This window comes from Sporosarcina sp. FSL W7-1349 (assembly GCF_038003045.1).
Taxonomy (GTDB): Bacteria; Bacillota; Bacilli; order Bacillales_A; family Planococcaceae; genus Sporosarcina.
On record NZ_JBBOOK010000003.1, the window covers coordinates 66,731 to 90,579 of the forward strand.

Annotated in this window: 24 protein-coding genes, 1 tRNA gene and 1 riboswitch; of the genes, 20 read left to right on the forward strand and 5 right to left on the reverse strand. The window is 49.8% G+C overall.

Features of this window, described 5'->3' with window-relative positions:
* Positions 1 to 3 precede the first annotated feature (3 nt).
* From uvrA to MKY41_RS18985, 15 genes are all read left to right on the forward strand, one after another.
* Complete coding sequence (gene uvrA / locus MKY41_RS18915) at positions 4 to 2,877, forward strand: excinuclease ABC subunit UvrA (RefSeq protein WP_340746547.1); 2,874 nt, start codon at positions 4 to 6, stop codon at positions 2,875 to 2,877.
* Positions 2,878 to 2,960: 83 nt separating this feature from the next.
* Positions 2,961 to 4,124 carry a DUF4097 family beta strand repeat-containing protein gene (locus MKY41_RS18920; RefSeq protein ID WP_340746548.1) on the forward strand — a complete coding sequence of 388 codons (1,164 nt, stop codon included), beginning with the start codon at positions 2,961 to 2,963 and terminating at the stop codon, positions 4,122 to 4,124.
* A 477-nt stretch (positions 4,125 to 4,601) separates the two neighbouring features.
* Positions 4,602 to 4,784 (forward strand): hypothetical protein, encoded by a 183-nt coding sequence (locus MKY41_RS18925; protein ID WP_340746549.1) that lies wholly within the window; start codon positions 4,602 to 4,604, stop codon positions 4,782 to 4,784.
* 254 nt (positions 4,785 to 5,038) lie between these two features.
* On the forward strand, positions 5,039 to 5,983 hold the full coding sequence (gene hprK, locus MKY41_RS18930; protein ID WP_340746550.1) for an HPr(Ser) kinase/phosphatase: 945 nt from the start codon (positions 5,039 to 5,041) through the stop codon (positions 5,981 to 5,983).
* 3 nt (positions 5,984 to 5,986) lie between these two features.
* The gene (gene lgt / locus MKY41_RS18935; RefSeq protein WP_340746551.1) at positions 5,987 to 6,796 is read left to right on the forward strand and encodes a prolipoprotein diacylglyceryl transferase; all 810 of its coding nucleotides are present in this window, start codon (positions 5,987 to 5,989) and stop codon (positions 6,794 to 6,796) included.
* A gap of 12 nt (positions 6,797 to 6,808) precedes the next feature.
* Complete coding sequence (locus MKY41_RS18940) at positions 6,809 to 7,750, forward strand: nucleoside recognition domain-containing protein (protein ID WP_340746552.1); 942 nt, start codon at positions 6,809 to 6,811, stop codon at positions 7,748 to 7,750.
* On the forward strand, positions 7,743 to 8,396 hold the full coding sequence (ppaX, locus tag MKY41_RS18945; protein ID WP_340746553.1) for a pyrophosphatase PpaX: 654 nt from the start codon (positions 7,743 to 7,745) through the stop codon (positions 8,394 to 8,396). Before MKY41_RS18940 ends, ppaX begins: the two co-directional genes overlap by 8 nt.
* Positions 8,393 to 8,923, forward strand: a complete 531-nt coding sequence (locus MKY41_RS18950) for an acyltransferase (RefSeq protein WP_340746554.1) — start codon at positions 8,393 to 8,395, stop codon at positions 8,921 to 8,923. The genes ppaX and MKY41_RS18950 overlap by 4 nt, the downstream gene beginning before the upstream one ends.
* 94 nt (positions 8,924 to 9,017) lie before the next feature.
* Positions 9,018 to 10,541 carry a tetratricopeptide repeat protein gene (locus MKY41_RS18955; RefSeq protein ID WP_340746555.1) on the forward strand — a complete coding sequence of 508 codons (1,524 nt, stop codon included), beginning with the start codon at positions 9,018 to 9,020 and terminating at the stop codon, positions 10,539 to 10,541.
* 98 nt (positions 10,542 to 10,639) lie between these two features.
* Positions 10,640 to 11,593: a thioredoxin-disulfide reductase gene (gene trxB, locus MKY41_RS18960; protein WP_340746556.1), complete on the forward strand. Its 954-nt coding sequence runs from the start codon at positions 10,640 to 10,642 to the stop codon at positions 11,591 to 11,593.
* A gap of 292 nt (positions 11,594 to 11,885) precedes the next feature.
* The gene (locus MKY41_RS18965) at positions 11,886 to 12,362 is read left to right on the forward strand and encodes an NUDIX hydrolase (RefSeq protein ID WP_041071048.1); all 477 of its coding nucleotides are present in this window, start codon (positions 11,886 to 11,888) and stop codon (positions 12,360 to 12,362) included.
* Positions 12,359 to 13,249: an RNase adapter RapZ gene (gene rapZ / locus MKY41_RS18970; protein WP_340746557.1), complete on the forward strand. Its 891-nt coding sequence runs from the start codon at positions 12,359 to 12,361 to the stop codon at positions 13,247 to 13,249. The genes MKY41_RS18965 and rapZ overlap by 4 nt, the downstream gene beginning before the upstream one ends.
* A 4-nt stretch (positions 13,250 to 13,253) precedes the next feature.
* Positions 13,254 to 14,210: a gluconeogenesis factor YvcK family protein gene (locus MKY41_RS18975; protein ID WP_340746558.1), complete on the forward strand. Its 957-nt coding sequence runs from the start codon at positions 13,254 to 13,256 to the stop codon at positions 14,208 to 14,210.
* 42 nt (positions 14,211 to 14,252) lie between these two features.
* Complete coding sequence (gene whiA / locus MKY41_RS18980; protein ID WP_340746559.1) at positions 14,253 to 15,200, forward strand: DNA-binding protein WhiA; 948 nt, start codon at positions 14,253 to 14,255, stop codon at positions 15,198 to 15,200.
* 120 nt (positions 15,201 to 15,320) lie between these two features.
* Positions 15,321 to 15,578 (forward strand): HPr family phosphocarrier protein, encoded by a 258-nt coding sequence (locus tag MKY41_RS18985; RefSeq protein WP_340746560.1) that lies wholly within the window; start codon positions 15,321 to 15,323, stop codon positions 15,576 to 15,578.
* A gap of 718 nt (positions 15,579 to 16,296) precedes the next feature.
* On the opposite strand, the gene MKY41_RS18990 is transcribed toward MKY41_RS18985, so the two are convergent.
* The 5 genes from MKY41_RS18990 to MKY41_RS19010 form a co-directional block, all read right to left on the reverse strand.
* Positions 16,297 to 17,313: a ThiF family adenylyltransferase gene (locus MKY41_RS18990; protein ID WP_340746561.1), complete on the reverse strand. Its 1,017-nt coding sequence runs from the start codon at positions 17,311 to 17,313 to the stop codon at positions 16,297 to 16,299.
* On the reverse strand, positions 17,310 to 18,077 hold the full coding sequence (locus MKY41_RS18995) for a thiazole synthase (protein WP_340746562.1): 768 nt from the start codon (positions 18,075 to 18,077) through the stop codon (positions 17,310 to 17,312). The genes MKY41_RS18990 and MKY41_RS18995 overlap by 4 nt, the downstream gene beginning before the upstream one ends.
* Before the next feature lie 2 nt (positions 18,078 to 18,079).
* Complete coding sequence (thiS, locus tag MKY41_RS19000) at positions 18,080 to 18,283, reverse strand: sulfur carrier protein ThiS (protein WP_340746563.1); 204 nt, start codon at positions 18,281 to 18,283, stop codon at positions 18,080 to 18,082.
* Positions 18,284 to 18,297: 14 nt separating this feature from the next.
* Positions 18,298 to 18,903, reverse strand: a complete 606-nt coding sequence (locus MKY41_RS19005) for a thiamine phosphate synthase (protein ID WP_340746564.1) — start codon at positions 18,901 to 18,903, stop codon at positions 18,298 to 18,300.
* Positions 18,904 to 18,984: 81 nt separating this feature from the next.
* A riboswitch (TPP riboswitch) is annotated at positions 18,985 to 19,093 on the reverse strand.
* A 230-nt stretch (positions 19,094 to 19,323) separates the two neighbouring features.
* A tRNA-Arg gene (locus tag MKY41_RS19010) sits at positions 19,324 to 19,395 on the reverse strand.
* Between the two features lie 207 nt (positions 19,396 to 19,602).
* Between MKY41_RS19010 and clpP the strand changes: the two genes are divergently transcribed.
* The 5 genes from clpP to gap all read left to right on the forward strand — a co-directional run bounded on the left by clpP (position 19,603) and on the right by gap (position 23,759).
* Positions 19,603 to 20,211: an ATP-dependent Clp endopeptidase proteolytic subunit ClpP gene (gene clpP / locus MKY41_RS19015; RefSeq protein ID WP_340746565.1), complete on the forward strand. Its 609-nt coding sequence runs from the start codon at positions 19,603 to 19,605 to the stop codon at positions 20,209 to 20,211.
* A 417-nt stretch (positions 20,212 to 20,628) separates the two neighbouring features.
* Positions 20,629 to 21,207, forward strand: a complete 579-nt coding sequence (locus tag MKY41_RS19020) for a LemA family protein (RefSeq protein ID WP_340746566.1) — start codon at positions 20,629 to 20,631, stop codon at positions 21,205 to 21,207.
* A complete protein-coding gene (locus MKY41_RS19025; protein WP_340746567.1) occupies positions 21,204 to 22,013 on the forward strand; it encodes a TPM domain-containing protein in 810 nt (269 codons plus the stop codon). The genes MKY41_RS19020 and MKY41_RS19025 overlap by 4 nt, the downstream gene beginning before the upstream one ends.
* A 78-nt stretch (positions 22,014 to 22,091) precedes the next feature.
* Complete coding sequence (locus MKY41_RS19030; RefSeq protein WP_340746568.1) at positions 22,092 to 22,322, forward strand: glutaredoxin family protein; 231 nt, start codon at positions 22,092 to 22,094, stop codon at positions 22,320 to 22,322.
* Between the two features lie 423 nt (positions 22,323 to 22,745).
* Positions 22,746 to 23,759 (forward strand): type I glyceraldehyde-3-phosphate dehydrogenase, encoded by a 1,014-nt coding sequence (gap, locus tag MKY41_RS19035; protein ID WP_340746569.1) that lies wholly within the window; start codon positions 22,746 to 22,748, stop codon positions 23,757 to 23,759.
* The last annotated feature ends 90 nt before the right edge of the window (positions 23,760 to 23,849 follow it).

The window sequence follows — 23,849 nt, forward strand, 5'->3', positions numbered from 1 at the left end:
GCAATGAAAAATACTGAAATTGTCATACAAGGAGCACGGGCGCATAATCTCAAAAATATTGACGTCCGCATCCCGAGGGACCGGCTCGTCGTCATGACGGGGCTATCCGGTTCAGGAAAGTCCTCTCTTGCATTCGATACGATCTATGCAGAAGGACAGCGCCGATACGTAGAATCGTTGTCGGCCTACGCACGTCAATTTCTTGGCCAGATGGACAAGCCGGACGTCGATGCGATTGAAGGGTTGTCCCCCGCGATTTCCATCGATCAGAAGACAACGAGCCGTAATCCGCGTTCCACCGTCGGAACTGTAACGGAAATCTATGATTATTTGCGTCTTTTATTCGCACGGATTGGAAAGCCGATTTGTCCGATTCATGGGACTGAAATATCATCTCAAACGGTGGAGCAAATGGTGGATCGGCTGATGGAACTGCCGGAGCGTACCAGGATCCAAGTGCTGGCGCCCGTCGTCTCGGGCCGTAAAGGGACGCATGCCAAACTGATTGAAGATATTAAGAAGCAAGGGTATGTCCGTATCCGGGTCAATGGGGAAACGATGGATCTGGATGACAATATCGAACTCAATAAAAATAAGAAACATTCGATTGAAGTGGTCATTGACCGGATTGTCATCAAAGCCGATATTGAAGCCCGCCTGAGCGATTCGCTTGAGTCTGCACTCCGTCTGGCAGAAGGGACCGTGCTGGTCGATGTGATTGATGGAGAGGAAATCCTGTTCAGCGAACATCACGCTTGTCCGCTATGCGGGTTTTCGATCGGTGAGTTGGAACCGAGGATGTTTTCATTTAACAGTCCGTTCGGTGCTTGTCCGGAATGCGATGGGTTGGGATCGAAACTGGAGGTCGACGCCGAGTTGGTCATCCCGGATTCGTCCCGTTCGTTGAAAGACCATGCCATCGCTCCGTGGGAACCGACGAGTTCGCAATACTACCCCGAATTGTTGAAAACGGTGGCGGAACATTTTGGGATTCCAATGGACGCGCCTGTCAGTGAGTTGCCGGAAGAGGACCTCAATAAAATACTTTACGGTTCGAAGGATGAAAAAATCCGTTTTCGCTACACGAATGAGTTCGGAGGAACCCGGGACAACAACATTTACTTTGAAGGGGTGCTGGCCAATGTCGCGCGCCGCTTCAAGGAGACATCTTCCGACTTTATCCGGGAACAGATGGAGAAGTACATGGCGCAGCGACCATGTCCGACATGCCATGGCTACCGCCTCAAAGAAGAGACGTTGGCAGTGAAGGTGAACAACGTCCATATCGGACATGTGACGGAATTGTCGATCATGGAGGCGGACCAGTTTTTCAAGGAACTCCAACTCTCCAAGAAAGATGCGCAAATTGCGAAGTTGATCTTGCGTGAGATTGATGAAAGGCTCGGGTTCCTGATCAATGTCGGCCTTGATTATTTAACTTTATCAAGGGCTGCCGGCACATTGTCGGGCGGAGAAGCGCAGCGGATCCGTCTAGCCACACAAATCGGCTCCCGATTGACGGGCGTCCTTTACATCCTGGATGAACCGTCCATCGGGCTCCATCAACGGGATAACGATAGACTGATCGGCACCTTGCAAAGCATGCGTGATATCGGCAATACGTTAATTGTCGTGGAGCATGACGAAGATACGATGATGGCAGCCGATTATTTGATCGATATCGGACCGGGAGCAGGCGTTTCCGGTGGACAAATTGTTTCTGCCGGAACACCGGAAGAGGTCATGGCAGACCCCGCTTCCTTGACGGGCCAGTATTTGAGTGGCAAAATGTTCATCCCGTTGCCATTGGAGCGGAGAGAAAATGATGGCCGGAAAGTCGTCGTCAAAGGTGCATCCGAGAACAACTTGAAAGATGTCGATGCCGAGTTCCCGCTAGGGCAATTCATTGCGGTGACCGGGGTTTCCGGATCTGGAAAAAGTACATTGGTCAATGAAGTGCTGCATAAAGTGCTCGCACAAAAATTGAACCGTTCTAAACAGAAACCGGGCCAATACGAGTCGGTCACGGGCATTGAGGAGTTGGAGAAAGTCATCGACATCGACCAGTCGCCGATCGGCAGGACGCCGCGATCAAACCCGGCAACATATACGGGGGTCTTTGATGATATCCGTGATGTCTACGCAGCAACCAACGAAGCGAAAGTGCGCGGCTACAAGAAAGGGAGATTCAGCTTCAACGTGAAAGGCGGCCGCTGTGAAGCTTGCCGAGGGGATGGCATCATCAAGATTGAAATGCACTTCTTGCCGGACGTCTATGTCCCATGTGAAGTATGCCACGGAAAACGATATAATCGCGAAACGTTAGAAGTCACATATAAAGGGAAGAATATTGCGGATGTCTTGGCGATGACTGTGGAGGATGCGCTTCAATTTTTTGAGAACATCCCGAAAATCAGCCGCAAACTCCAAACGATTGTCGATGTCGGCCTTGGCTACGTACAACTGGGCCAGCCGGCAACCACTTTGTCGGGAGGAGAGGCGCAGCGGGTGAAATTGGCATCCGAGCTGCATAAGCGCTCCAATGGGAAGTCATTCTATATTCTGGACGAGCCGACAACGGGGCTTCATGTCCATGACATTGCGAAGCTTCTGACTGTCTTGCAACGGCTGGTCGATACGGGGAATACGGTCCTCGTCATCGAGCATAATCTCGATGTCATTAAAACGGTCGATCATATTATCGACCTAGGTCCGGAAGGCGGAGATAAGGGCGGCCAAATTATCGCGACAGGCACACCCGAGATGGTGACGGAAGTGGAACAATCCTATACAGGCCGCTATTTAAGACCGATTCTCGAACGGGATCGGGAGCGAATGAATGACATTATGGAAGAAGCAGAAAAAGCCGCGGAATGAAACCTTTAGTCTATCGATTCGTATATATGGATAATGGAGATAAATAATTTCCAAGCGACACACACTGACTAGGAGGCGTAATCATGCAAAATGAACGGAAACGTATTTTGGCTATGCTGGAAAACGGAACGATCACGACGGACGAGGCACTGACACTTCTAGAAAAATTGGGACCATCTCAACATCAGACGAAGCCGGCTGAGGATCAAGAGGACGGGCAGGCTGCACGTACCGAGGAGCCGTCACATTCCGAAGAACGGAAAAGCGGGGGAAATCGGAGAGGACAACATACAGCAGATGATTTCCTGGAAGATTTAAAAAGAGACTTTACGAATGTCAGCGACCGATTCATGCAGTTTATGCAAACAGCTGTGCAAAAAGTCAAATCCTTTGATTTTGATGTGCCGTTCGGAAATGCAGTTACGTTTACCCATGCCATGAATATGCCGGCGACGGGTATCAAGGAAATCGTCTTCGACATCGACAATGGAAAAGTGACGGTGACCCGCAGCGAGACGGATGAGGTGCAAGCGGTGTTTCATGTGAGGACATACAATAGCGATTCCGAGGAAGCGGCAAAACGGGATTTCCTCGAAAAACTGATTTTCCTCAATGATCATGGCAAGCTGCGGATCATGAGTGACATGAAAATGACACAAGTCAATGTCGGATTGCAAGTCCCGGCGGCTGAATATGAGGCTGTGACCGCAAAATTGCTGAACGGTTCCTTCAGTTTGCAAGATCTTAATGCCGAAAAACTACGAATCAAAACAGGAAACGGAAAAGTGGAAGTTTCCGGCCTGGAATTCCAGGAAGCTGAGTTGGAGACTGCCAACGGCTCGATCCATCTGAGCGGCGTATCGGGACGAAAACTCGAAGCCGAGACTTTGAATGGCCGCGTCTACATCGATGGGGCGCTGAAAGATGTGGAAGCCCAATCGCTCAACGGTCATGTCGTCGTAACGACAACGGATAGCGAAGCCGAAAGAATCGATGTCAAGTCGATGAGCGGTTCCATCGAAATCTACATCCCGTCGAATGTAGCTTTAAGTGGAGAGGTTACTTCCAATATGGGACGTCTGGATTTGCAACTAGATGACATCGACCGAATTGCCGAACAGGAACAGCTATTCCACAGATCCATCCGTTTCAGGAAAGAAAGCATCGACACTTCCAACCCGCTCCATATTACGGGCGAAGCGAAGACTGGATCTGTCCTTGTGTGCTATAACGCCAATCATAAATAAGACGGTTGTTTCAGAATTAAACGAAGAGTGGAGGGGGAATCCTTGGATTCCTCCCTCCGCTTTTTTTGTTTATTGGGGATTTGGGAGTTATCAGCGGTTGAGTGAAGTTATCAGCGGTTGAGTGAAGTTATCAGCGGTTGAGTGAAGCTATTGGGAGTTGTGTGAAGTTATCAGCGGTTGTGTGAAGTTATCAGCGGTTGTGTGAAGTTATCAGCGGTTGTGTGAAGTTATCAGCGGTTGTGTGAAGTTATCAGCGGTTGCGCGGAGTTATCAGCAGTTGAGTGAAGTTATCAGCGGTAGTGCGGAGTTATCGGCAGTTGAGCGAAGTTATCAGCGGTTGAGTGAAGCTATTGGGAGTTGTGTGAAGTTATCAGCGGTTGATTGAAGTTATCAGCGGTTGTGTGAAGTTATCAGCGGTTGCGCGGAGTTATCAGCAGTTGAGTGATGTTATCAGCGGTAGTGCGGAGTTATCGGCAGTTGAGCGAAGTTATCAGCGGTTGGGTGAAATTATCAGCGGTTGCGCGGAGTTATCAGCGGTTGAGTGAAGTTATCAGCGGTAGTGCGGAGTTATCAGCGGTAGTGCGGAGTTATCGGCAGTTGGTTGGAGTTATCAGCGGTTGCGCGGAGTTATCAGCGATTGTGCGGAGTTATCAGCAGTAGCGTGAAGTAATCGGCAGTCCAGTGAAGTTATCAGCAATCCAGAAAGGTTTTCAGCCTGTCCGAATGCATCACCAGATGAGCAAAAAAATTCGCCTATTCCGTGATTTAAGGACAGTTTCCTCCAGTGTTATGCCACTCCGTTCCATTCTCCCACTCCATTTCTCCCGGACGAATCTTTTCATTCGAATTCCATACGTGGTAAAATGGTTCGTAGATGTTTGAGAAATTAGGGAAAAGGGGAGGAGTGGGATCCCATGTCATCTATAACAGTAAAGGATGTCGTCGACCGTTTCGGCTTGACTGTGAGCGCTGCGGAGGAGAACATCTACAAGCGGGTCACAACTAGTGATATTTCTCGGCCCGGCCTGGAGATGGCCGGTTTTTTCGATTTTTATAATGCAGAGCGGATTCAGGTTTTAGGGAAGACGGAGTTGTACTTTTTTGCCGGTTTGTCGGATGAGGAGCGGATGGATCGGATGAATCGCCTTTGTTCCCCTGAAACGCCGGCATTCGTCGTGGCACATGGCGTCGAGGTGCCGGAAGAATTAAGGGTCTCTGCAGGACGTGTGGGGATTCCTGTTTTGCAGACGGACACCCCAACGACGAAATTTGCGGGCATGTTGACGAATTATTTGGAAGGCCGGTTGGCTCCGATGATTGCGTTGCACGGCGTGCTCGTCGATGTATATGGCGTCGGCATTTTGATTACCGGGAAAAGCGGGGTCGGAAAAAGCGAGACTGCCTTGGAATTGGTGAAACGGGGTCATCGTTTAGTTGCGGACGATTTGGTGGAAATCCGGGAAGTGTCTAAAAACGTATTGATCGGCAATGCCCCTAAATTACTGGAACATATGCTGGAAATCCGGGGCGTCGGCATCATCGATATGATGACCTTATTCGGCGCAGGTTCCGTTCGAATCGACAAGCGGATCTTGATCGTCATCGATCTGGAGATTTGGAATCCGGAAAAAACCTATGATCGATTGGGAATCGAAGATGAGAAAATGAAGATCATGGATTCCGAGGTGATTAAAATGACGGTACCAGTCCGACCGGGACGAAATTTATCGGTCATTATCGAGGTGGCTGCCATGAATCACCGGATGAAGCGGCTTGGGGTCAATGCGGCAGAGCAGTTTTCGGAACGGTTGGATGCGGCCATCGGGCACCAATCGGATTTGGAAGAGGGGAACGAATAATTTATGTTCAGTCTACTTGAAATCAACCCAGTCGCTTTTAATCTTGGACCTTTTCCGGTTCGTTGGTACGGCATTTTGATTGTCTCCGGCATTATTCTTGCCTATCTGGTCGTGCAGCGTGAAATGGTGAAACGCGGGATGCATAAGGATTTCTTGACCGATCTGCTCATTTGGGCGGTGCCGATCTCCATCCTTTGTGCGCGGATCTATTACGTTATCTTTTCTTGGGATTATTATAAAGACCACCCATCCCAAATCATCGAAATTTGGGAAGGCGGCATCGCTATCCATGGAGCATTGATCGGTGCGTTCCTCACGACGTATTTCTATACGAAAAAACGGGGCGTTTCCTTTTGGAAAGTGGTGGATATTGCAGCTCCCGGCCTTCTCATCGGCCAGATCATCGGCCGTTGGGGGAATTTCATGAACCAGGAGGCCTACGGAGGCCCCGTTTCGGAGAAGTTCTTGGAAACGACGATCATTCCTGATTGGATCATGAACCAGATGAACGTGGAAGGAGTTACGCATCATCCGACATTCCTCTATGAATCGATGTGGAATGTCGTCGGGTTGATCATTTTGATTTTGCTGCGGCGTGTGAATTTGAAACGCGGGGAAATGTTTTTATTTTACCTCGTCTGGTATTCAGCGGGTCGATTCTTCATCGAAGGCATGCGGACGGATAGTCTTTATGTGATCGGTGAATTGCGGGCGGCGCAGCTCGTTTCCGTCATCGCGATTGTCGTGGCTCTTATCTTATTCATTACAAGAAGATATGTTAAAAAAATCGATGTCCATTATAAAGATCAATGAGGGGAATGTCGTGTGGAAACAGTTAAAAAAGGTTTGAAAGTCGGCCTGCAAACGACGTGGTCGCTCGGGAAGATCATCTTTCCAATCACCATCCTCGTCGTTATTTTACAACATACACCTGTGTTGCCATGGATCATTCAATTAATTTCCCCTGTTATGGGGCTCTTCGGGTTGAGCGGGGAAGCGGCAATCCCGCTAGTGCTCGGGAATGCGCTGAATTTGTATGCCGGGATTGCGGGAATCCTGTCCTTGGAATTAACGGTGAAAGAAGTATTCATCATTGCTGTCATGCTTTCCTTTGCGCATAACATTTTCATTGAAACAGGAGTTGCCCTGAAAGTCGGCGTCAAGCTGTGGGTGGTGCTCGTTGTTCGTTATGGATTGGCGGCCCTTTCGGGGATTGTCATTAACTTGGTGTGGCAAGGCGGAGGAGAGACAGCGAAGTATGGCATAATGCCTAAAGCTGAGAGCCTTCCGGAAGGCTGGCTGGAGATTATTCTGCTGGGGGTTCAAAAAGCATCGTTCGGTATATTGCAGCTTGCTCTGATTGTCATTCCATTGATGGTCATCGTCCAATATTTGAAAGATCGGAACTACTTGCAGAAATTCTCGGATAAGCTGGCGCCTTTCACGAAAGTGATTGGGGTCCAACCGAATGCTTCCATGACTCTTGTCGCGGGTTTGGTTATCGGACTCGCATTCGGGGCGGGTATTATGATTCAGGCGGTACAGGAGGATGGGGTCAGCAAAAAAGATGCGACGCTGGCGTTTATATTCCTTGTCGCCTGCCATGCTGTCATTGAAGATACATTGCTGTTCGTCCCACTTGGCATACCGGTTTTGCCGCTTTTGGTCATCCGGCTGATTACGGCCTTTGTCTTGACAATTGCGGTCGCGGCTGTGTGGAAGAGGAACGAGCAACAGAAGAAGGAGGTGCCGGTGACGGATGGCTAAGCCGATTACTACGTTATTATTCGATTTTGACGGGACGCTTCTCGATACGAATGAACTCATCATCGGGTCGTTCCAACATGTGTTGAACGGACGTTTTCCCGGGAAATTCACGAGGGAGGATATCCTTCATTTCCTCGGTCCGCCGCTGATTGATTCATTCAACACGATCGATCCGGAAGATGCTGAGGAGATGGTCGCCGAATATCGGGAATGGAACCATCTGATGCACGACGAACTGGCCAGGGAATTCGATGGTATATCGGAATCGTTGAAACAATTGAAGACATTAGGCGTGAAGATGGCCATCGTCTCGACGAAACGCAATGAAACGATTTTGAGAGGTTTAAGGCTGTTGGATGCGGAAGGGATTTTCGATGTGATTGTCGGATTGGATGATGTGACGCATCCGAAGCCCGATCCCGAGCCGATCCTTTTGGCGCTTTCGAAATTGGGCTCGACGATTGAGGAAGCACTCATGATAGGCGATAATAGCCATGATATTGAAGGCGGGAAGAATGCCGGCGTCCGGACTGCGGGTGTCGGCTGGTCCATCAAAGGGGAAGCCTTCCTGCAATCGTTGAATCCGGATTATATGTTGCAGCATCTCTCCGATTTGCAGGATATTGTACAAGGAGAGCAAGCGTGAGGCGGACGGAAAGGCATCCGGCGAAAAACGGGGCGAATTCCCTCTGGCATATTTATAAAACGGTGCCCTTTTTGAAAGTGGCGAAGAATTTCATCATCATCCAACTGGCCAGATATACACCCTTCATGTCGGTCAAGAATTTCTTGTACCGTACCTTTCTGGGAATGAAGGTCGGGCGGAAAACATCGTTCGCCCTTATGGTCTTTCCGGATGTCATGTTCCCGGAACGCATCCGGGTCGGGGACAACTCCATTATCGGGTTCAACACGACTATCCTCGCCCATGAATACTTGATCGAAGAGTACCGGATCGGCGATGTTGTCATCGGCGATAACGTACTGATCGGAGCGAACACGACGATCCTTCCGGGAGTTGAAATCGGGGACGGGGCCATCGTATCGGCCGCCTCCTTGGTGAACAGCGACATTCCCCCGGGTGCCTTCGCCGGAGGAAATCCAGCCAGAGTTATTTTTACAAAGGAAGAAATGGAAAAGCGTCAAAAAGATAGCTATCTCGAGGTACAGTAATTTGATATCGCAAAGTGAAAGATATGATATAATGGGGAGAAGTACGAGAAGGGACGTATCGGACGTTCCTTCTTATTTTTTCGGGGGTTCATGATTGGATAAAAAACGCAAGATACATGACAAGAAAGTGATCTCTTTCATTCCAGACGGTGAATTTTATTATCATAAAGCGATTCAAGCGATGCAGCGGGACCGTTTTGACGATGCACGCAAATATTTGATGCGGGCGACAGAGCTGAGTCCTGAAGACCCGTTGATCTTAATGCAATACGGTGTCCTCCTGATGGAAGAGGGGCGTTTTGATGAAGCGCATGAGCATCTGATGAAAGCTCACGCACTTGACTCCTCTGAAGAAGAGGTCATCTTTTACTTGGCTGAAGTCCATGCGCACCTCGGTTTGTTGCGCGATGCCAAGAAATATGCGGAACAGTATATCTCTTTGCTCCCCGATGGCGTCTTTGCGGACGAAGCGATGGAAATCATTGATTTTGCGGAGCAGGAGGAAGCCTTTTACGATGAGGAGGAAATGCCGGACGGGGAAGTGTATTTCCTTCAGGAGAAGGCGCGGCGTCTAATGGAAGCCGGCGATTTCAAAGCGGCGGTACACCATTTGGAGTCCATCATCGTGGATTATCCCGATTTCTGGGCGGCTTATAATAATTTGGCGCTCGCTTATTTCTATATCGGTGAGACGGAGATGGCCCGCAGCCTTCTGCATGAGGTGCTGGAGCGCAATAAAGGGAATATCCACGCACTTTGTAATCTCGCTGTGTTCTATTACTATGAGAAAAAAGAGGAAGAATTGGAATCTCTGCTGGAACTTCTTCTGAAAATCAAACCGTACCAATTTGAGCACCGCTATAAATTGGGCGCCACTTTCGCTTTGATTGGCAGGCATAAAGAGGCGTACCACTGGTTGCGCAGCCTGCAAAAACGGGGATTCGACGGGGATGCGGGATATTATTTCTGGCTATCCCATTCAGCGTATTTTTCGGGGCATGAGGCAGTGGCGAAGGAAGCCTATGCCAAACTGGTCGAAATTGATCCGACCAAAGCGGGATATGAACCGTGGCGCGATGTCCAAAGCGATATTCCTCCGGATTCCTACGAACAGGACCGCGGGTTTTTATTGGGCAAAATCCAGAACGGTTACCGCAGTGAGCGGATGTTTGGTTTTTATTTGCTCGGCAAGTCGGGGCATAAGCAGGAAATCATTTCGCATCCGTCCTACATCAATGTCTCTGAACTAAGCGAGATGGAGCGGCTTTTCTTGGCGACCAGTTTGGACTATGACCTCGTCCCGGTCGATGAGCTGGACGAGTCATTCCTGCGGGCTCTCGAGACGACCGACCTGCTATATGAGGAATACCGACCATTGAACAAGCAAGGGACGCATCTGTTCCAAATGTGGTTTGCCCTTTGCGAATCAGCTCTGAATAAATCCTATCCGTTCGCCAATCCTCCTGCATTGGCAGCAGCGGCAGATTATATGTTCCAGTCCTCGAGATATACGGATGTGACAAAGAAGGCGCTTGCACAAAAATATGGAATTTCGGTCCCGACTTTAACGAAATACGTCGGCCAGCTCATTGAATTCTTACCTATTTTCGACTCATAAATCGACCCATCGAACTACTCCCATCAGGCATAAAAGTTGAAGGGGAACCCGGAATACTTTACGATTTGTGGTGTAGAAGATGTGGAGGAGGAATTCACATGGCAACCGAGAAAACATATGATGTTATTATTATTGGAGCCGGCCCTGCGGGGATGACAGCGGCAGTATATACATCCCGAGCAAACCTTTCAACACTGATGTTGGAGCGAGGAATGCCGGGCGGCCAAATGGCAAACACAGAAGATATCGAAAACTACCCTGGATTTGAACATATTTTAGGACCCGACCTTTCGACGAAAATGTTCGAACATGCGAAGAAATTCGGTGCGGAATATGCCTATGGTGATGTGACGGAAGTGATCGACGGAGACGTTTATAAAACCGTCAAAGTGGGAGATACGGAATATAAAGCCCATGCGATCATCATCACAACCGGAGCAGAATATAGAAAAATGGGAATTCCAGGAGAATCCGAATTAACTGGACGCGGCGTAAGCTACTGTGCAGTCTGTGACGGAGCATTCTTCCGGAACAAAGAGATCATCGTCATCGGCGGCGGCGACTCTGCGGTCGAAGAAGGCGCCTACTTGACTCGATTTGCGAACAAGGTGACGATCATTCACCGACGCGATGAATTGCGTGCCCAAAAAATCTTACAAGACCGCGCGTTTGCTAATGAAAAAATTGATTTCATCTGGAACTCGACCGTCAAGAAAGTGAATGAAAAGGACGGGAAAATCGGTTCCGTCACACTCGTTTCCACGGTGGACGGGTCCGAGCAGGAATTCGAGACAGATGGGATGTTCGTCTATATCGGAATGGATCCATTGACAGCTCCGTTCTCCGATTTAGGGATCCTTGATGCAAATGGCTATATTGAGACAAATGAAATCATGGAAACAGCCGTACCGGGCATTTATGCGGCAGGCGACGTCCGTGAAAAATTATTGCGCCAAATTGTGACGGCAACAGGCGACGGAAGTATCGCCGCCCAAGCGGTCCAGAAATACGTGGAAGAAGTGAAAGAAAAAACAGCTTCAGAAGCAAAGTGACGGGACAAGGAAGTATTTAATATATCCTTAATGTGGTTGTAACAGTAATGCAACACGAAAAGGATATAGTAAGAGTATCAATTGACCCCCCTTTTGATATAGAAATACCTTCAAGGCTATCTTTCGGTTCTCCGGAGGATGGCCTTCTTTTTATGTCTATCCTTAGGGAAGGAGAGATATGATTTTAGGGGATGTTGAATTAACGTTTGGGAGCCCGGCGCCGTTGTTCTTATCTTTTTAATGTATTCCGTTGTATAATAATACTAAGCGCAAGAAAAGTGGGGATGGATACATGCAGAGGATTGCAAATTTACTTGTCCTGAAAGACGGCCAAGTTTTACTATTGAAAAAACCACGCCGCGGCTGGTATGTAGCCCCCGGTGGAAAGTTGGATGCGGGGGAGTCCATTTACGAGGCGGCTGTGCGAGAATTTTCGGAAGAGACGGGAGCCGTGCCTGTAGAACCTCACCTGAAAGGGGCCTACACGATGGTGATCCACGACGAGTCCGGCAATCCGGCCGATGAGTGGATGCTCTTTACATTCATCGCCCGCGATCTGATTGGCACGCCTTATGAAACGAATCGGGAAGGCATCCTGGAGTGGCATCCGGTGGAGAGTCTGCGGACGTTGCCGATGGCGGAAGGGGATCGGACGAATCTCCTGTTTGCAGTGTCGGAGCAAGGAATGCAATATGGTACGTTCCATTATACCGAGCAATTTGAATTACTGAACGAAAGAATGCAGAAATCAGTGGAGGGTACAGAATGACGGAAAATGAAATGCCGCAGAGCGAAATGGAATTGGTAATCATTACGGGAATGTCAGGAGCCGGGAAGACGGTAGCGATGCAAAGCTTCGAGGATCTAGGGTTTTATTGCATCGATAATTTGCCTCCCGAGCTGTTGGTGACGTTTCTGGATTTGATGATGAAATCAGAAAACCGGATGCGCCGGATTGCGGCGGTCATGGACACACGGGGCGGTGACTTGTTCGACTCCCTCATCGGCGCGTTGGATGAGCTGCTGCTAATGGAAGGCGTCTCTTCTCAAATCCTGTTCTTGGACGCCGACGATGAAACGCTCGTCCGTCGCTATAAAGAGACGAGAAGATCCCATCCGTTGTCGGAAGGCGGGCTCCCGCTGGAAGGCATCCGAAAAGAACGGCTTTTATTATCCGAGATGAAAGGCCGGGCTCGGTCAATTTATAATACGTCTACATTGAAACCGAGAGAGTTGCGGGAGAAGATTATTTCGGAGTTCTCGAAGAAAGGCGAACCGGGGTTTACGGTGAACTTCATTTCCTTTGGATTCAAGCACGGGATGCCGATCGATGCGGACGTCGTCTTTGACGTGCGATTCTTGCCCAATCCTTTCTATATCCAAGAGTTAAAGCCGAAAACCGGTCTGGAAAAAGAGGTATCGGACTATGTCCTGAAATGGGGCGATACCCAGATGCTAATTGAAAAGCTGTCCGATCTGTTCAAGTTTTTAATTCCGCAATATAAGAATGAAGGGAAGTCGCAAGTGGTCATTGCGTTCGGCTGTACAGGCGGCCAGCATCGGTCGGTGACCCTCGCGCAATATTTCGGCGGGCGTTACGAAAACGAATACCGCACCCTCATTACACATCGCGATATAGAAAAGAGAAAGGGATGACGCCATGTTCCCAACTGATATCGGGAAAAGGATTGTCGTATTCGGAGGCGGGACCGGATTATCGACATTGCTCCGCGGCCTGAAACGCCATCCCGTCGATCTGACTGCTGTCGTGACTGTGGCGGATGACGGAGGCAGCTCCGGCAGATTATTGGATCAATATGACATTCCGCCACCTGGGGATATCCGAAACGTGATGGCAGCGCTTTCAGATGTGGAACCGCTCATTGAGCAAATGTTCCAGTACCGCTTCCAAACGGCGGAAGGGTTGAAAGGACATTCGCTTGGAAACTTGATGTTAGCCGCGCTTACCGATATCACAGGGGATTTTGCCAGTGCCGTCGAGAAAATGAGCCGGGTGCTGAATATTAAAGGAAGAGTGCTTCCTGCGGCCAATCAGAGGATTACCTTGCATGCTGAACTGGAGGATGGCACAATTGTGACGGGCGAGTCTAAAATCCCGGTGTATGGCCGTAAAATAAGGAAAGTGTACCTATCACCCCAGGAAGTGGCGCCATTGACCAAGACGCTTGAGATGATCCAAGCAGCGGATTTGATCGTCGTCGGTCCGGGAAGTCTGTACACGAGCATCTTGCCGACATTGCTCGTCCAGGCAATCCGGGATGCAGTCTTGTCATCGAGGGCTAAAAAGGTGTATATTAGCAATCTGAGCACCCAAGCGGGCGAAACCTATCGGTATACGGCTTCTGAGCATGTGCAGGCATTATATGCCCATACGGGACAGCCGTTTATCGATACTGTCTTGCTGAATGGTTTAGATTTTTCGAAGCAAGTGAAAGGGGAAGCCTCCTGGCCTGTCGAAATTGATTTAGAAGCTCTGCGAAAGCTGGTGCCAGACATCGTCGTGAAGGATATTGCAATCGTCAAGGGGGAAAGTGTTTTCCACGATGCACAGAAAGTGGCCGATTGGCTAATGGAATATATAGAGAAAACGGGATAGAATCGGATTAGACGTGATTATCGCCGGAAAGGGGGGAGCATCATGTCTTTTGCTTCAGAAACAAAGAAAGAGTTGACGCAGATTGAATCGGATGATTGTTGTGTGAAATCGGAAGTGGCCGCTTTCATTCGGATGAACGGGGCGTTGTCGTTTTCCAATAAGCAGCTGAGCTTGGATGTCCAGACGGAGAACGCTGCAATTGCAAGAAGACTTTACACGAATTTGAGAAGGTTATATCCTTATAAAGTCGAGCTGCTCGTCCGGAAAAAAATGCGGTTGAAAAAGAACAATGTGTATATTTGCCGGGTCCGTGATGGGGCAAAGGCACTGCTCGAAGACTTGCAGATTGTAAAAGGAACGTTTCAATTTGAAAATGAAATCCCGAAATCCTTGATTCAAAAGAAATGCTGCCAGCGTGCCTATTTACGAGGCGCCTTTTTGGCGGGAGGCTCGATCAATAATCCCGAGACTTCCTCGTACCATCTTGAAATTTCGTCGATTTACAAAGAGCATAGTGAGTCGCTGGTCAAATTAATGAACAAATTCCATCTGAATGCAAAGTCGATTGAGCGGAAAAAAGGGTATATCGCCTACTTGAAGGAAGCCGAGAAAATATCGGATTTCCTTAGCATTGTAGGAGCCCATGTCTCGTTGATGAAATTCGAGGACGTCCGCATCGTACGGGATATGCGCAACAGTGTCAATCGACTTGTCAATTGCGAGACGGCCAATTTGAACAAGACGATCGGAGCGGCCCAGCGGCAAGTGGAGAATATCAAGTTCATTCAAAATACGATCGGTTTGGATCAGTTGCCTGACCGTCTACAAGAAATCGCCCGGCTTCGTGTGGAAAATCAAGACATTACGCTGAAAGAATTAGGCGAATTGGTATCCGGCGGAAAAGTGAGTAAATCCGGTGTCAACCACCGGCTGCGAAAAATTGAAGAAATTGCGGAAAATCTCCGGAACGGGGGAATTGGCAGCGTATAATCCGACCCGGACGCGTAGTGCAGGGGCGTGGTGCTTGAGTCAGCCGGCGGACTCTGTCACAAGAGGTACCGGAGTATAATGGAAGAGAAGCTGTCAAAAATGAGAGGAGTTGGTCCAGTTATGGCGGAACGGACAGTTGAAGTGAAAATGAAAACGGGATTGCAGGCGCGGCAAGCGGCCCAATTCGTGCAAGAGGCAAATCGCTACATATCGGACATTTTCTTGAAAAAGGAAGAACGTCAGGTGAATGCGAAAAGTATCATGGGGATCATGAGCCTCGCCATCTCCCGCAATACGACCATTACTTTGATTGCCGAAGGAGTCGATGAGGAACAGGCATTGGATGCCCTCGTCGCCCTCGTGGAAAATGAAAACTAAAAGAAACCGAAACCGTTACCGTTGTTGTTTACTAGGGAACGGTTTTTGTTTTGGGAAAGTGGCAAACTGCTGATACTCCGCGAGGTGCGCTGATAATTCGTGACGACCGCTGATAATTCGCGAGGAGTGCTGATAACTCGTGGCAACTGCTGATAACTTGGGTGGAGTGCTGATAACTCGTGGCAACTGCTGATAACTTGGGTGGAGTGCTGATAACTCGTGGCAACTGCTGATAACTTACGTGGGGTGCTGATAACTCGTGGCAACTGCTGATAACTTACGTGGGGTGCTGATAACTAGTGACAACTGCTGATAACTTGGGTGGAGCGCTGATAACTAGTGACAACCGCTGCTAACTTGGGTGGAGTGCCGATAACTAGTGACAACTGCTGATAATTCGCGTGGAGTGCTGAAAACTCGTGGCAACTGCTGATAACTTTGGTGGAGCGCTGAAAACTCGTGGCAACTGCTGATAACTTTGGTGGAGCGCTGAAAACTCGTGGCAACTGCTGATAACTTGGGTGGAGTGCTGATAATTCGTGACAACTGCTGATAACTTGGGTGGAGTGCTGATAACTCATGACAACTGCTGATAACCCTTGTCCAGCACTGATAACACGCCACAACCGTTGATAACTTAGCTCCACCTACCTCAAACACTCCATCTCACCTCATTCCCTAAAAAAACAGGTGAAGGGATTCTCCCTCCACCTGCCCGTCATCCCAATAACGAAGTAACAATCCGCTTGGCGGTCGGGATATCTTTCGTTCCGTGAATCAGGATGCGCCCATCGCGAAATAGAACGATCCGGTGGCCGTCAAACCGGCAGACGGCCAGATGGGGATTGCGTTTCAGGTCCTTGACGGTTCCTGCAATGGATTCCGCGATGGCTTGCAATTCAAAGGGTCGGGTCGCCGGATAGGTCAGCTGGACAGTGTCGCGCCCGCAGAGGACCGCCGTTCGGACGGATGCGCTCTTGTCCAGAAAAGGATACGTTCTACGCTCCGAACAACTGGGACAATCCCCCTTTTTCAATGTTCGGACATCAATCGTCGAGCGCTCTCCGGTCCACAGATCAGCCGATTCCAATCTCGGCGTGAATGAAGCGCCGGTTAAATATTTCAAGACATCCGCCACTTGCCGGGCCGCGGTCGTAACGACAACTGGGCTGATGACGCCGACCGTATCACAGGTCATCATCTGCGAGGGCAGTGTGTCCAGCAGGCAATGCAGACAAGGCTGGCCATCCTCCAAGCCAATCGGGAAAGACAGTCCGTAACTTCCGACGCAGGCACCCATGAAATAGGGAATGCCAGCTTTCATTGCCGCATCGTTGAGGAGCAGGCGGATTTCGATATTGTCCGTGCCATCGATGACTACATCATGGCCCGTAATCAAGTCTTCGGCATTTTCAGGTGTGACGTCTGCCACGATTCCATCGATTTGCACGTCTCCATTAATGGCGGCCAACCGTTTTTCAGCGGCCACCGCTTTCGGCAGCTGATCAATGACATCTTGCTCGGTATAAAGTTGTTGTCGATGGAGGTTCGTCCACTCGATAATGTCCCGATCGACGATGGTCAGCTGGCCGACGCCCGCCCGGACCAGCATTTCGGCACTGGAGGAGCCGAGCGCGCCGGCCCCCATGACGAACACTTTGGCACTCCGAATTTTGCGCTGGCCTTCTTCGCCAATCGGAGCAAAGAGTTCCTGACGCGAATATTTCCCGTTCAATTTGGCAAGAGCCCTTCCATCGGACTGCTGGCGACGGCATAATCGCGCTCCGGCATCCGTCCCGCCTCGTAGCCTAACCGTCCGGCTTCGATTGCCAGTTTCATCGCCTCCGCCATCTTGACCGGGTCTTGGGCGGCAGACACCGCCGTGTTCAACAGGACGCCATCCGCGCCCAATTCCATGGCGAATGCCGCATCCTTCGGAGAACCGACGCCTGCATCAATAATGACCGGCACCTCCGCCTGCTCGATAATGAATGACAAATTCAATGGATTGAGGATGCCTCGCCCCGAACCGATCGGTGCGCCGCCCGGCATAATGGCATGCACTCCCATTTCACCTAGTCGTCTTGCGAGGACGACATCATCCGAAGTGTAGGGCAATACGATGAAACCTTCCTCCAACAGCATTTCAGTCGCCCGCAACGTTTCAACCGGATCGGGCAGTAATGAGCGATCGCAGCCGATGATTTCGACTTTCACCATGTCGCAGAGACCTGAGGCTTTCGCCAGCTGGGCAATGCGCACCGCTTCCTCTGCCGTTTTTGCCCCCGCGGTATTCGGTAGGAGCGTATACTTCGACAAATCGAGCTGTTCCAGGAAATTCGGTTGCGAAGGTTCAAACAGGTTCATTCGTCGAACCGCAAATGTAAGAATTTCTGCCTCCGATACACATACCGCTTCCTTCTGAATTTCGAATGAAGGATATTTCCCGGTCCCGAGCAATAAGCGGGATTTGAAAGTTTTATTTCCGATCTTCAACATGCTTAGCCGCCTCCTACGAAATGAATGATTTCAATCTGATCCTTGTCCCGAATCGGGTGATCATACGCCTCTTTATTCAAAATCTGCCTGTTCAATTCCACAATTAAAATACGGTTTTCCAGTCCGAGATGGTGCAGCAGCTGATAGACATCCCCGACCTCTTTCGGAATCGACCGCCCCACCCCGTTCACATCGATCTTCTTCAATTTAGAACGCCTCCTCAATTCCTCACATATTCAAGTTCCTGACGATACTTGCGGATGGCTTGCCCTGGATGGTCGCTGTCGAAAATAGAAGACATGATGGCGATCCCCGCAACGCCTAACCGGGCCAATTCCTTAAGATGGCTAGGCTGGATTCCACCGATTGCATAAGTTGGTATAGGCAGATCGGCAATGATTTTGCTCAATTCCACAGTGCCGCGAGCCGAAAGCCCTTCCTTTGAGCGGGTTTCAAACAGATGGCCGTACAGAACCCAATCCGCGCCATCTTCACTGGCCGAGATCGCTTCATTGTACGAATGGACGGACTTGCCGAGGGAAAGCTCGGGTATCTTGTTTTTAATCAAAGCAGGCGGAATCCCGTGGCCCGGTATTTGCACCCGTCCGATCCCGCAAGCAAGAGCGATATCGACGCGTCCGTGGACAATCAGTTTCTGCTGCTCGAATCCGGACTCGACCAGATGATCGATCAGCCGGACCATCTCCCGATCGGTTTTTGATTTTTCACGTAAAATAACTGCATCGACAGAAGGCTGGATTGCCAGAAGGACTTCCGCCAGTCTATGATCCGGGAGGCAATCATTGGTGACCGCAATCAGTTTCAAACTTTCACCTCCTTTATGCACAAAAAGACCACCTACCTGGAAAGATAAGTGGTCTAGAGATCATCTAAATGGACAAAGATGCACTGAAACAAGCCACTTCCCTCCGCAGGTCCGAACCTGTTCAGGTAATAAGGGTATCGGAGTTGCACTCGTCTCTCAGTCCTTTTCAAGGATTCCCCTAATGGTCAAAATGTGTATGTAATTGTGTTGACGTCCTAACAATAGCAAAAAATTCAGCAAAAGGGAAGGGGGTGAAATAGTTTCAGGAAGTTTAGCACAGAGAGGATAGGCTATACTAACAAAGAAGTCGGTTGGAAAAGAGGATTCTAGAATACATATGCCGAAATAAACAGCTGGACGGAGAAAATGGGAGAAATAAAAAAAATCCACCAACGTGGATTTTCAAGGAAAACTATAAAACGCCCTCGGCAGGAGTCGAACCCACATTTCAAGAACCGGAATCTTGCGTGCTATCCATTGCACCACGAGGGCATATCACTGCTACTCTTCGTAGCGGACAAATCTTATTATACAATTGCCGCGACGAGATTGCAACAGTTTTTTTGAGAAAGTTCCCATGGCTTTCATAAGGCATTATATTTGACCTTAGTTGACCATACTAGGTATGATGAAGGTACAGTTGAAACGGCAAGTGGTTTCAGCAGACCGACACTTATTCAACTTGAAGGAGGAAATGGAATGAATCTAATACCTACAGTAATTGAACAGACGAACCGGGGAGAACGAGCTTACGATATTTATTCCCGCTTATTAAAAGATCGGATCATCCTGTTGGGGAGCGCAATCGACGATAATGTGGCGAACTCCATTGTAGCGCAACTTCTCTTCCTGGAAGCGGAAGATCCTGAAAAAGACGTGTCCATCTATATTAACAGCCCGGGAGGAAGTATCACAGCCGGAATGGCGATTTATGATACGATGCAGTTCATCAAACCGGACATTCAGACGATTTGTATCGGAATGGCTGCGTCCATGGGATCCTTCCTTCTTACAGCCGGAACGAAAGGCAAACGGTATGCGTTGCCGAACGCGGAAGTCATGATCCACCAACCACTGGGCGGCGCTCAAGGGCAGGCGACGGAAATCGAAATCGCCGCAAAACGCATCTTGTTCCTGCGTGAAAAATTGAACACGATCCTTTCCGAGCGCACAGGCCAACCGGTCGAAGTAATTGCACGCGACACAGACCGTGACAACTTCATGACTGCCGAACGTGCCAAAGAATATGGACTAATCGATCATATCATCACACGCAGCGATATGAAACTGACAGACAACGAAAAGTGATAAAGAAAAAGCCGATCTCAGCCAATGAGATCGGTTTTTTAAATAATCAAAAGTCAATCACGCCTCGGCGTGATTGCGTCCGGATTTTTTCGAGCTTGAGGCCGACAGGATGTCGGTCATGCAGTCGTCGCGAATCGAACAGTGAAGGTTCGATTTGCCGTATTTCTGCGTCCTTTGCAGAAATTAAGGCACCTTTAGGACGTCGCGTACTTAGACTGCCTTCCCCTTAAAGCTTCCCTTAAAAAACCGTGACATCCGCCGGAGGCTTTATTTTTATTCAGCGGGAGTTTGAACTCCCGCTGGATAAAAATAAATGAAACCTATCGACTTGGGAGACAGTATATAGTAGGTGAGGAGAAGTTTTAAAGCATCGGATTAGCGGTAAATTAATATCATAAGGTAGTGAGGAGTGGTGAAATGAGGAAATTGCTAGGACCGCTTTTGACGGTTGTCATTATTTTGGTCGTGCTCGCGATCATATTCGTACCAAGTTATAACAAATTCGTCAACTTGGAGGAAGACGTGGATCAAGCGAATGCGCAAGTCGATAACCAGTTGCAGCGGCGACTCGATTTGATTCCCAACTTGGTGAATACGGTCAAAGGGTATGCGAGTCATGAAAGTGAGGTTCTGACTGAAATTGCAGAAGCCCGCTCCCGGCTTGCCGGAGCCAATAGCCGGGACGAAGAGGTAGCGGCGGATAATGAATTATCGGGTGCTTTAAGCCGACTGCTCGTTGTGGTGGAAAATTATCCGGAACTAAAAGCCGATCGACAGTTTACCCAGCTCATGGATGAGTTAGCCGGAACGGAAAACCGGCTCACAGTCGCACGGATGGACTACAATAATGTCGTATCGTCGTATAATCGGCAAGTGAAACGGTTCCCGGGGAAATTGGTTGCTTCCATTTTCGGATTCGATGAAAAAGAGTATTATCCAGCGGACGCGGGTGCGAAAGATGCCCCGGAAGTCGATTTCGGGGATGACAACAAGTGATCCATCGGGCCATTCGCCTCTTTCTTGCGGCGTGTCTGCTCAGTATAACCGTCTTGCCCGGACTGGCGTCCGCAGCGAATGTCCCGGTGATCCAAGACGGCGCGGATATTTTATCGCCACAACAGGAAGCGGAACTGGAGCAATACGGAATCCGGTTATATGAAGCGACGTCCGCGGAGCTCGCCGTATTGACGATTCCGAGCATCGGGGACGAACCGGTCGCGGAATATGCGGTGAAGAAGTTGCGGGAATTCCAATTAGGGGATAAAAAGCTCAATAACGGTGCGTTATTTGTCGTGACGACCCAAAAGAATTCAGCAGGCGACCGCCACTTCGAACTGTCGGTCGGCTATGGACTGGAAGGGGCTTTGCCGGATGGAAAAGTCACACGGATTATGGATGAAGTGGCGGTTCCTTTTTTGAATGAAGAACAGCCCGACCAAGCAATTGTCAATGCGTATAAGGCATATTATAACGAGATTGCGGCCGAGTACGGACTGGACGGCGCATCCTTGCCGGTGAACACCGTGGCTGGTGAATATGATTCGTCGGACGGTGGTTTTCCGTGGGTTACCCTTATCATTATTTTAATTATTGTATTCAGTCTCATGGGAGGACGAGGCGGCGGTGGTTCGGGCGGTTCCGGTGGACGCCGGAGTCGCGGAGGACCGGTCTTCTTCCCAGGATCCTTCGGCGGTGGAGGCGGCGGTGGTTTCTTCGGAGGCGGCGGCTCTGGAGGCGGAGGGTTTGGCGGATTCGGCGGCGGTGGTTCCGGCGGTGGAGGCGGAGGCGGCCGAAGCTGGTAAACCAAAAGGATGGCATGCATGCGTGCCATTCTTTTTTTGATTATACTAAGGGGAACTAAACCGAACGAGGTGTGACCTATGCAGTTGACATTTTACACGAGAGAAGGCTGCCCGCTTTGCGAGGACGCGAAGCGGATGCTGCAATTGGCGGAAGACGATTACCCCTTTACGTGGACGGAAGTCGATATCGAACAGGACGATGCCATCCACGAAAAGTATATGCTCATGATCCCGGTAATTGAAATCGACGGGCAAGTGGCCCTGTACGGCTCCATCGGCTATATGGATATTATTGGATTATTTGAATGAAGAGATTGCACTCGTGTTTTTAATTTGCACCCCTTTGCGCTTATAACTTGGATTTCGCGCTTATACTGCGTTTCGCAGCGACCATAACTTGAGTTGTGCGCTCAAACGCCGCTCCGCCATGCCCATAACTCGCATCCCGCGCTCATAACGCGGGTTTTGCGCTCATATTCCGTTCCATGCGCTCATAACTCGGTTTTCGCGCTCAAACCCCGTCCCGCCGCGCTCATAACTCGGTTTCCGCGCTCAAACCCCGTCCCGCGGCGCCCATAACTCGCATCCCGCGCTCAAACCACTAATCCCCGCGCCCATAACTCTGCGCAACACCCTACATCACCCATGCCTCCACTCCCAAATCTTCACTTTCATACATAAGAACAGGAAACTACGGGTAGTTATAAAAGAAAGAAGTGAGGAGGGATTGGCATGACTTTGAAAATGGCCATCAACGGATTTGGGCGGATCGGCCGTCTGGTGTTGCGTGAAGTGGTGAAGCGCCGGGAGGACATCGAACTGGTCGCGGTGAACGATTTGACGGATGCCGCGATGCTCGCCCATTTACTGAAATACGATTCCGTCCACGGGATATTCGAGGCGGATGTGGAGTCCGATGAAGATACTTTGATTGTCAACGGAAAGAAGATCCGCGTGTTCGCCGAGCGGGATCCGTCCCAGCTGCCATGGAAAGAACTCGGCGTCGATCTCGTCATCGAATCCACCGGAGTGTTCCGCAATCGGGAAGGGTTGGGCAAACATTTGGAGGCCGGCGCGAAGAAGGTTCTATTATCGGCACCTGCGAAAGGAGATATCACCACCCTCGTGCTAGGAGTCAATGAAGAGACGTACGATCCCGGCAAGGATGATATTGTCTCCAATGCGTCCTGTACAACGAACTGTCTTGCCCCGGTCGCGAAGGTGCTCCACGAACAGTTCGGCATCCGCCGCGGCTTCATGACGACGGTCCACTCTTACACGAATGACCAGCGGATTTTGGATTTGCCCCATTCCGATTATCGCCGTGCCCGGGCCGCCGCCGAATCGATCATCCCGACGACAACGGGTGCCGCTGCCTCGGTCGCGAAGGTGCTCCCTGAACTGAAAGGGAAGTTGGATGGAATGGCCGTCCGAGTGCCGACGTCGAATGTATCGCTCGTCGACTTTGTCGTGGAATTGGACAAAAATGCGTCGGTGGAAGAAGTCAATGGCGCTTTACAGCAAGCGGCGGAGAATGAAATGAAAGGCATCCTGTCATACACGGATTTGCCCTTAGTCTCCAAGGATTATAATGGCAACACCTTTTCATCGACAGTGGACGGTTTATCGACCATGGTGTTGCAGGAAAATCTCATCAAAGTCGTCTGTTGGTACGACAACGAATCCGCCTACGCCGCCCGATGTGTCGATCTGGCTTTGTTGATTGCAAGCAAAGGAATTCGGTGAATGAAGATAAACATAGCCATTCTAACGTGAACCGCTTATAATGAGTAGATGGGTAAGAGGAGCGGGGATACCCCGGTCCTTCTTTTTAAT

Coding starts and splice junctions, on each gene's coding strand:
- MKY41_RS19030 (WP_340746568.1), top strand. CDS start 22,092: ATGCAGTTGACATTTTACACGAGAGAAGGCTGCCCGCTTTGCGAGGAC.
- uvrA (WP_340746547.1), top strand. CDS start 4: ATGAAAAATACTGAAATTGTCATACAAGGAGCACGGGCGCATAATCTC.
- lgt (WP_340746551.1), top strand. CDS start 5,987: ATGTTCAGTCTACTTGAAATCAACCCAGTCGCTTTTAATCTTGGACCT.
- MKY41_RS19020 (WP_340746566.1), top strand. CDS start 20,629: ATGAGGAAATTGCTAGGACCGCTTTTGACGGTTGTCATTATTTTGGTC.
- MKY41_RS18975 (WP_340746558.1), top strand. CDS start 13,254: ATGTTCCCAACTGATATCGGGAAAAGGATTGTCGTATTCGGAGGCGGG.
- MKY41_RS18920 (WP_340746548.1), top strand. CDS start 2,961: ATGCAAAATGAACGGAAACGTATTTTGGCTATGCTGGAAAACGGAACG.
- whiA (WP_340746559.1), top strand. CDS start 14,253: ATGTCTTTTGCTTCAGAAACAAAGAAAGAGTTGACGCAGATTGAATCG.
- trxB (WP_340746556.1), top strand. CDS start 10,640: ATGGCAACCGAGAAAACATATGATGTTATTATTATTGGAGCCGGCCCT.
- MKY41_RS18985 (WP_340746560.1), top strand. CDS start 15,321: ATGGCGGAACGGACAGTTGAAGTGAAAATGAAAACGGGATTGCAGGCG.
- gap (WP_340746569.1), top strand. CDS start 22,746: ATGACTTTGAAAATGGCCATCAACGGATTTGGGCGGATCGGCCGTCTG.
- MKY41_RS18965 (WP_041071048.1), top strand. CDS start 11,886: ATGCAGAGGATTGCAAATTTACTTGTCCTGAAAGACGGCCAAGTTTTA.
- MKY41_RS18995 (WP_340746562.1), bottom strand. CDS start 18,077: ATGTTGAAGATCGGAAATAAAACTTTCAAATCCCGCTTATTGCTCGGG.
- ppaX (WP_340746553.1), top strand. CDS start 7,743: ATGGCTAAGCCGATTACTACGTTATTATTCGATTTTGACGGGACGCTT.
- hprK (WP_340746550.1), top strand. CDS start 5,039: ATGTCATCTATAACAGTAAAGGATGTCGTCGACCGTTTCGGCTTGACT.
- clpP (WP_340746565.1), top strand. CDS start 19,603: ATGAATCTAATACCTACAGTAATTGAACAGACGAACCGGGGAGAACGA.
- rapZ (WP_340746557.1), top strand. CDS start 12,359: ATGACGGAAAATGAAATGCCGCAGAGCGAAATGGAATTGGTAATCATT.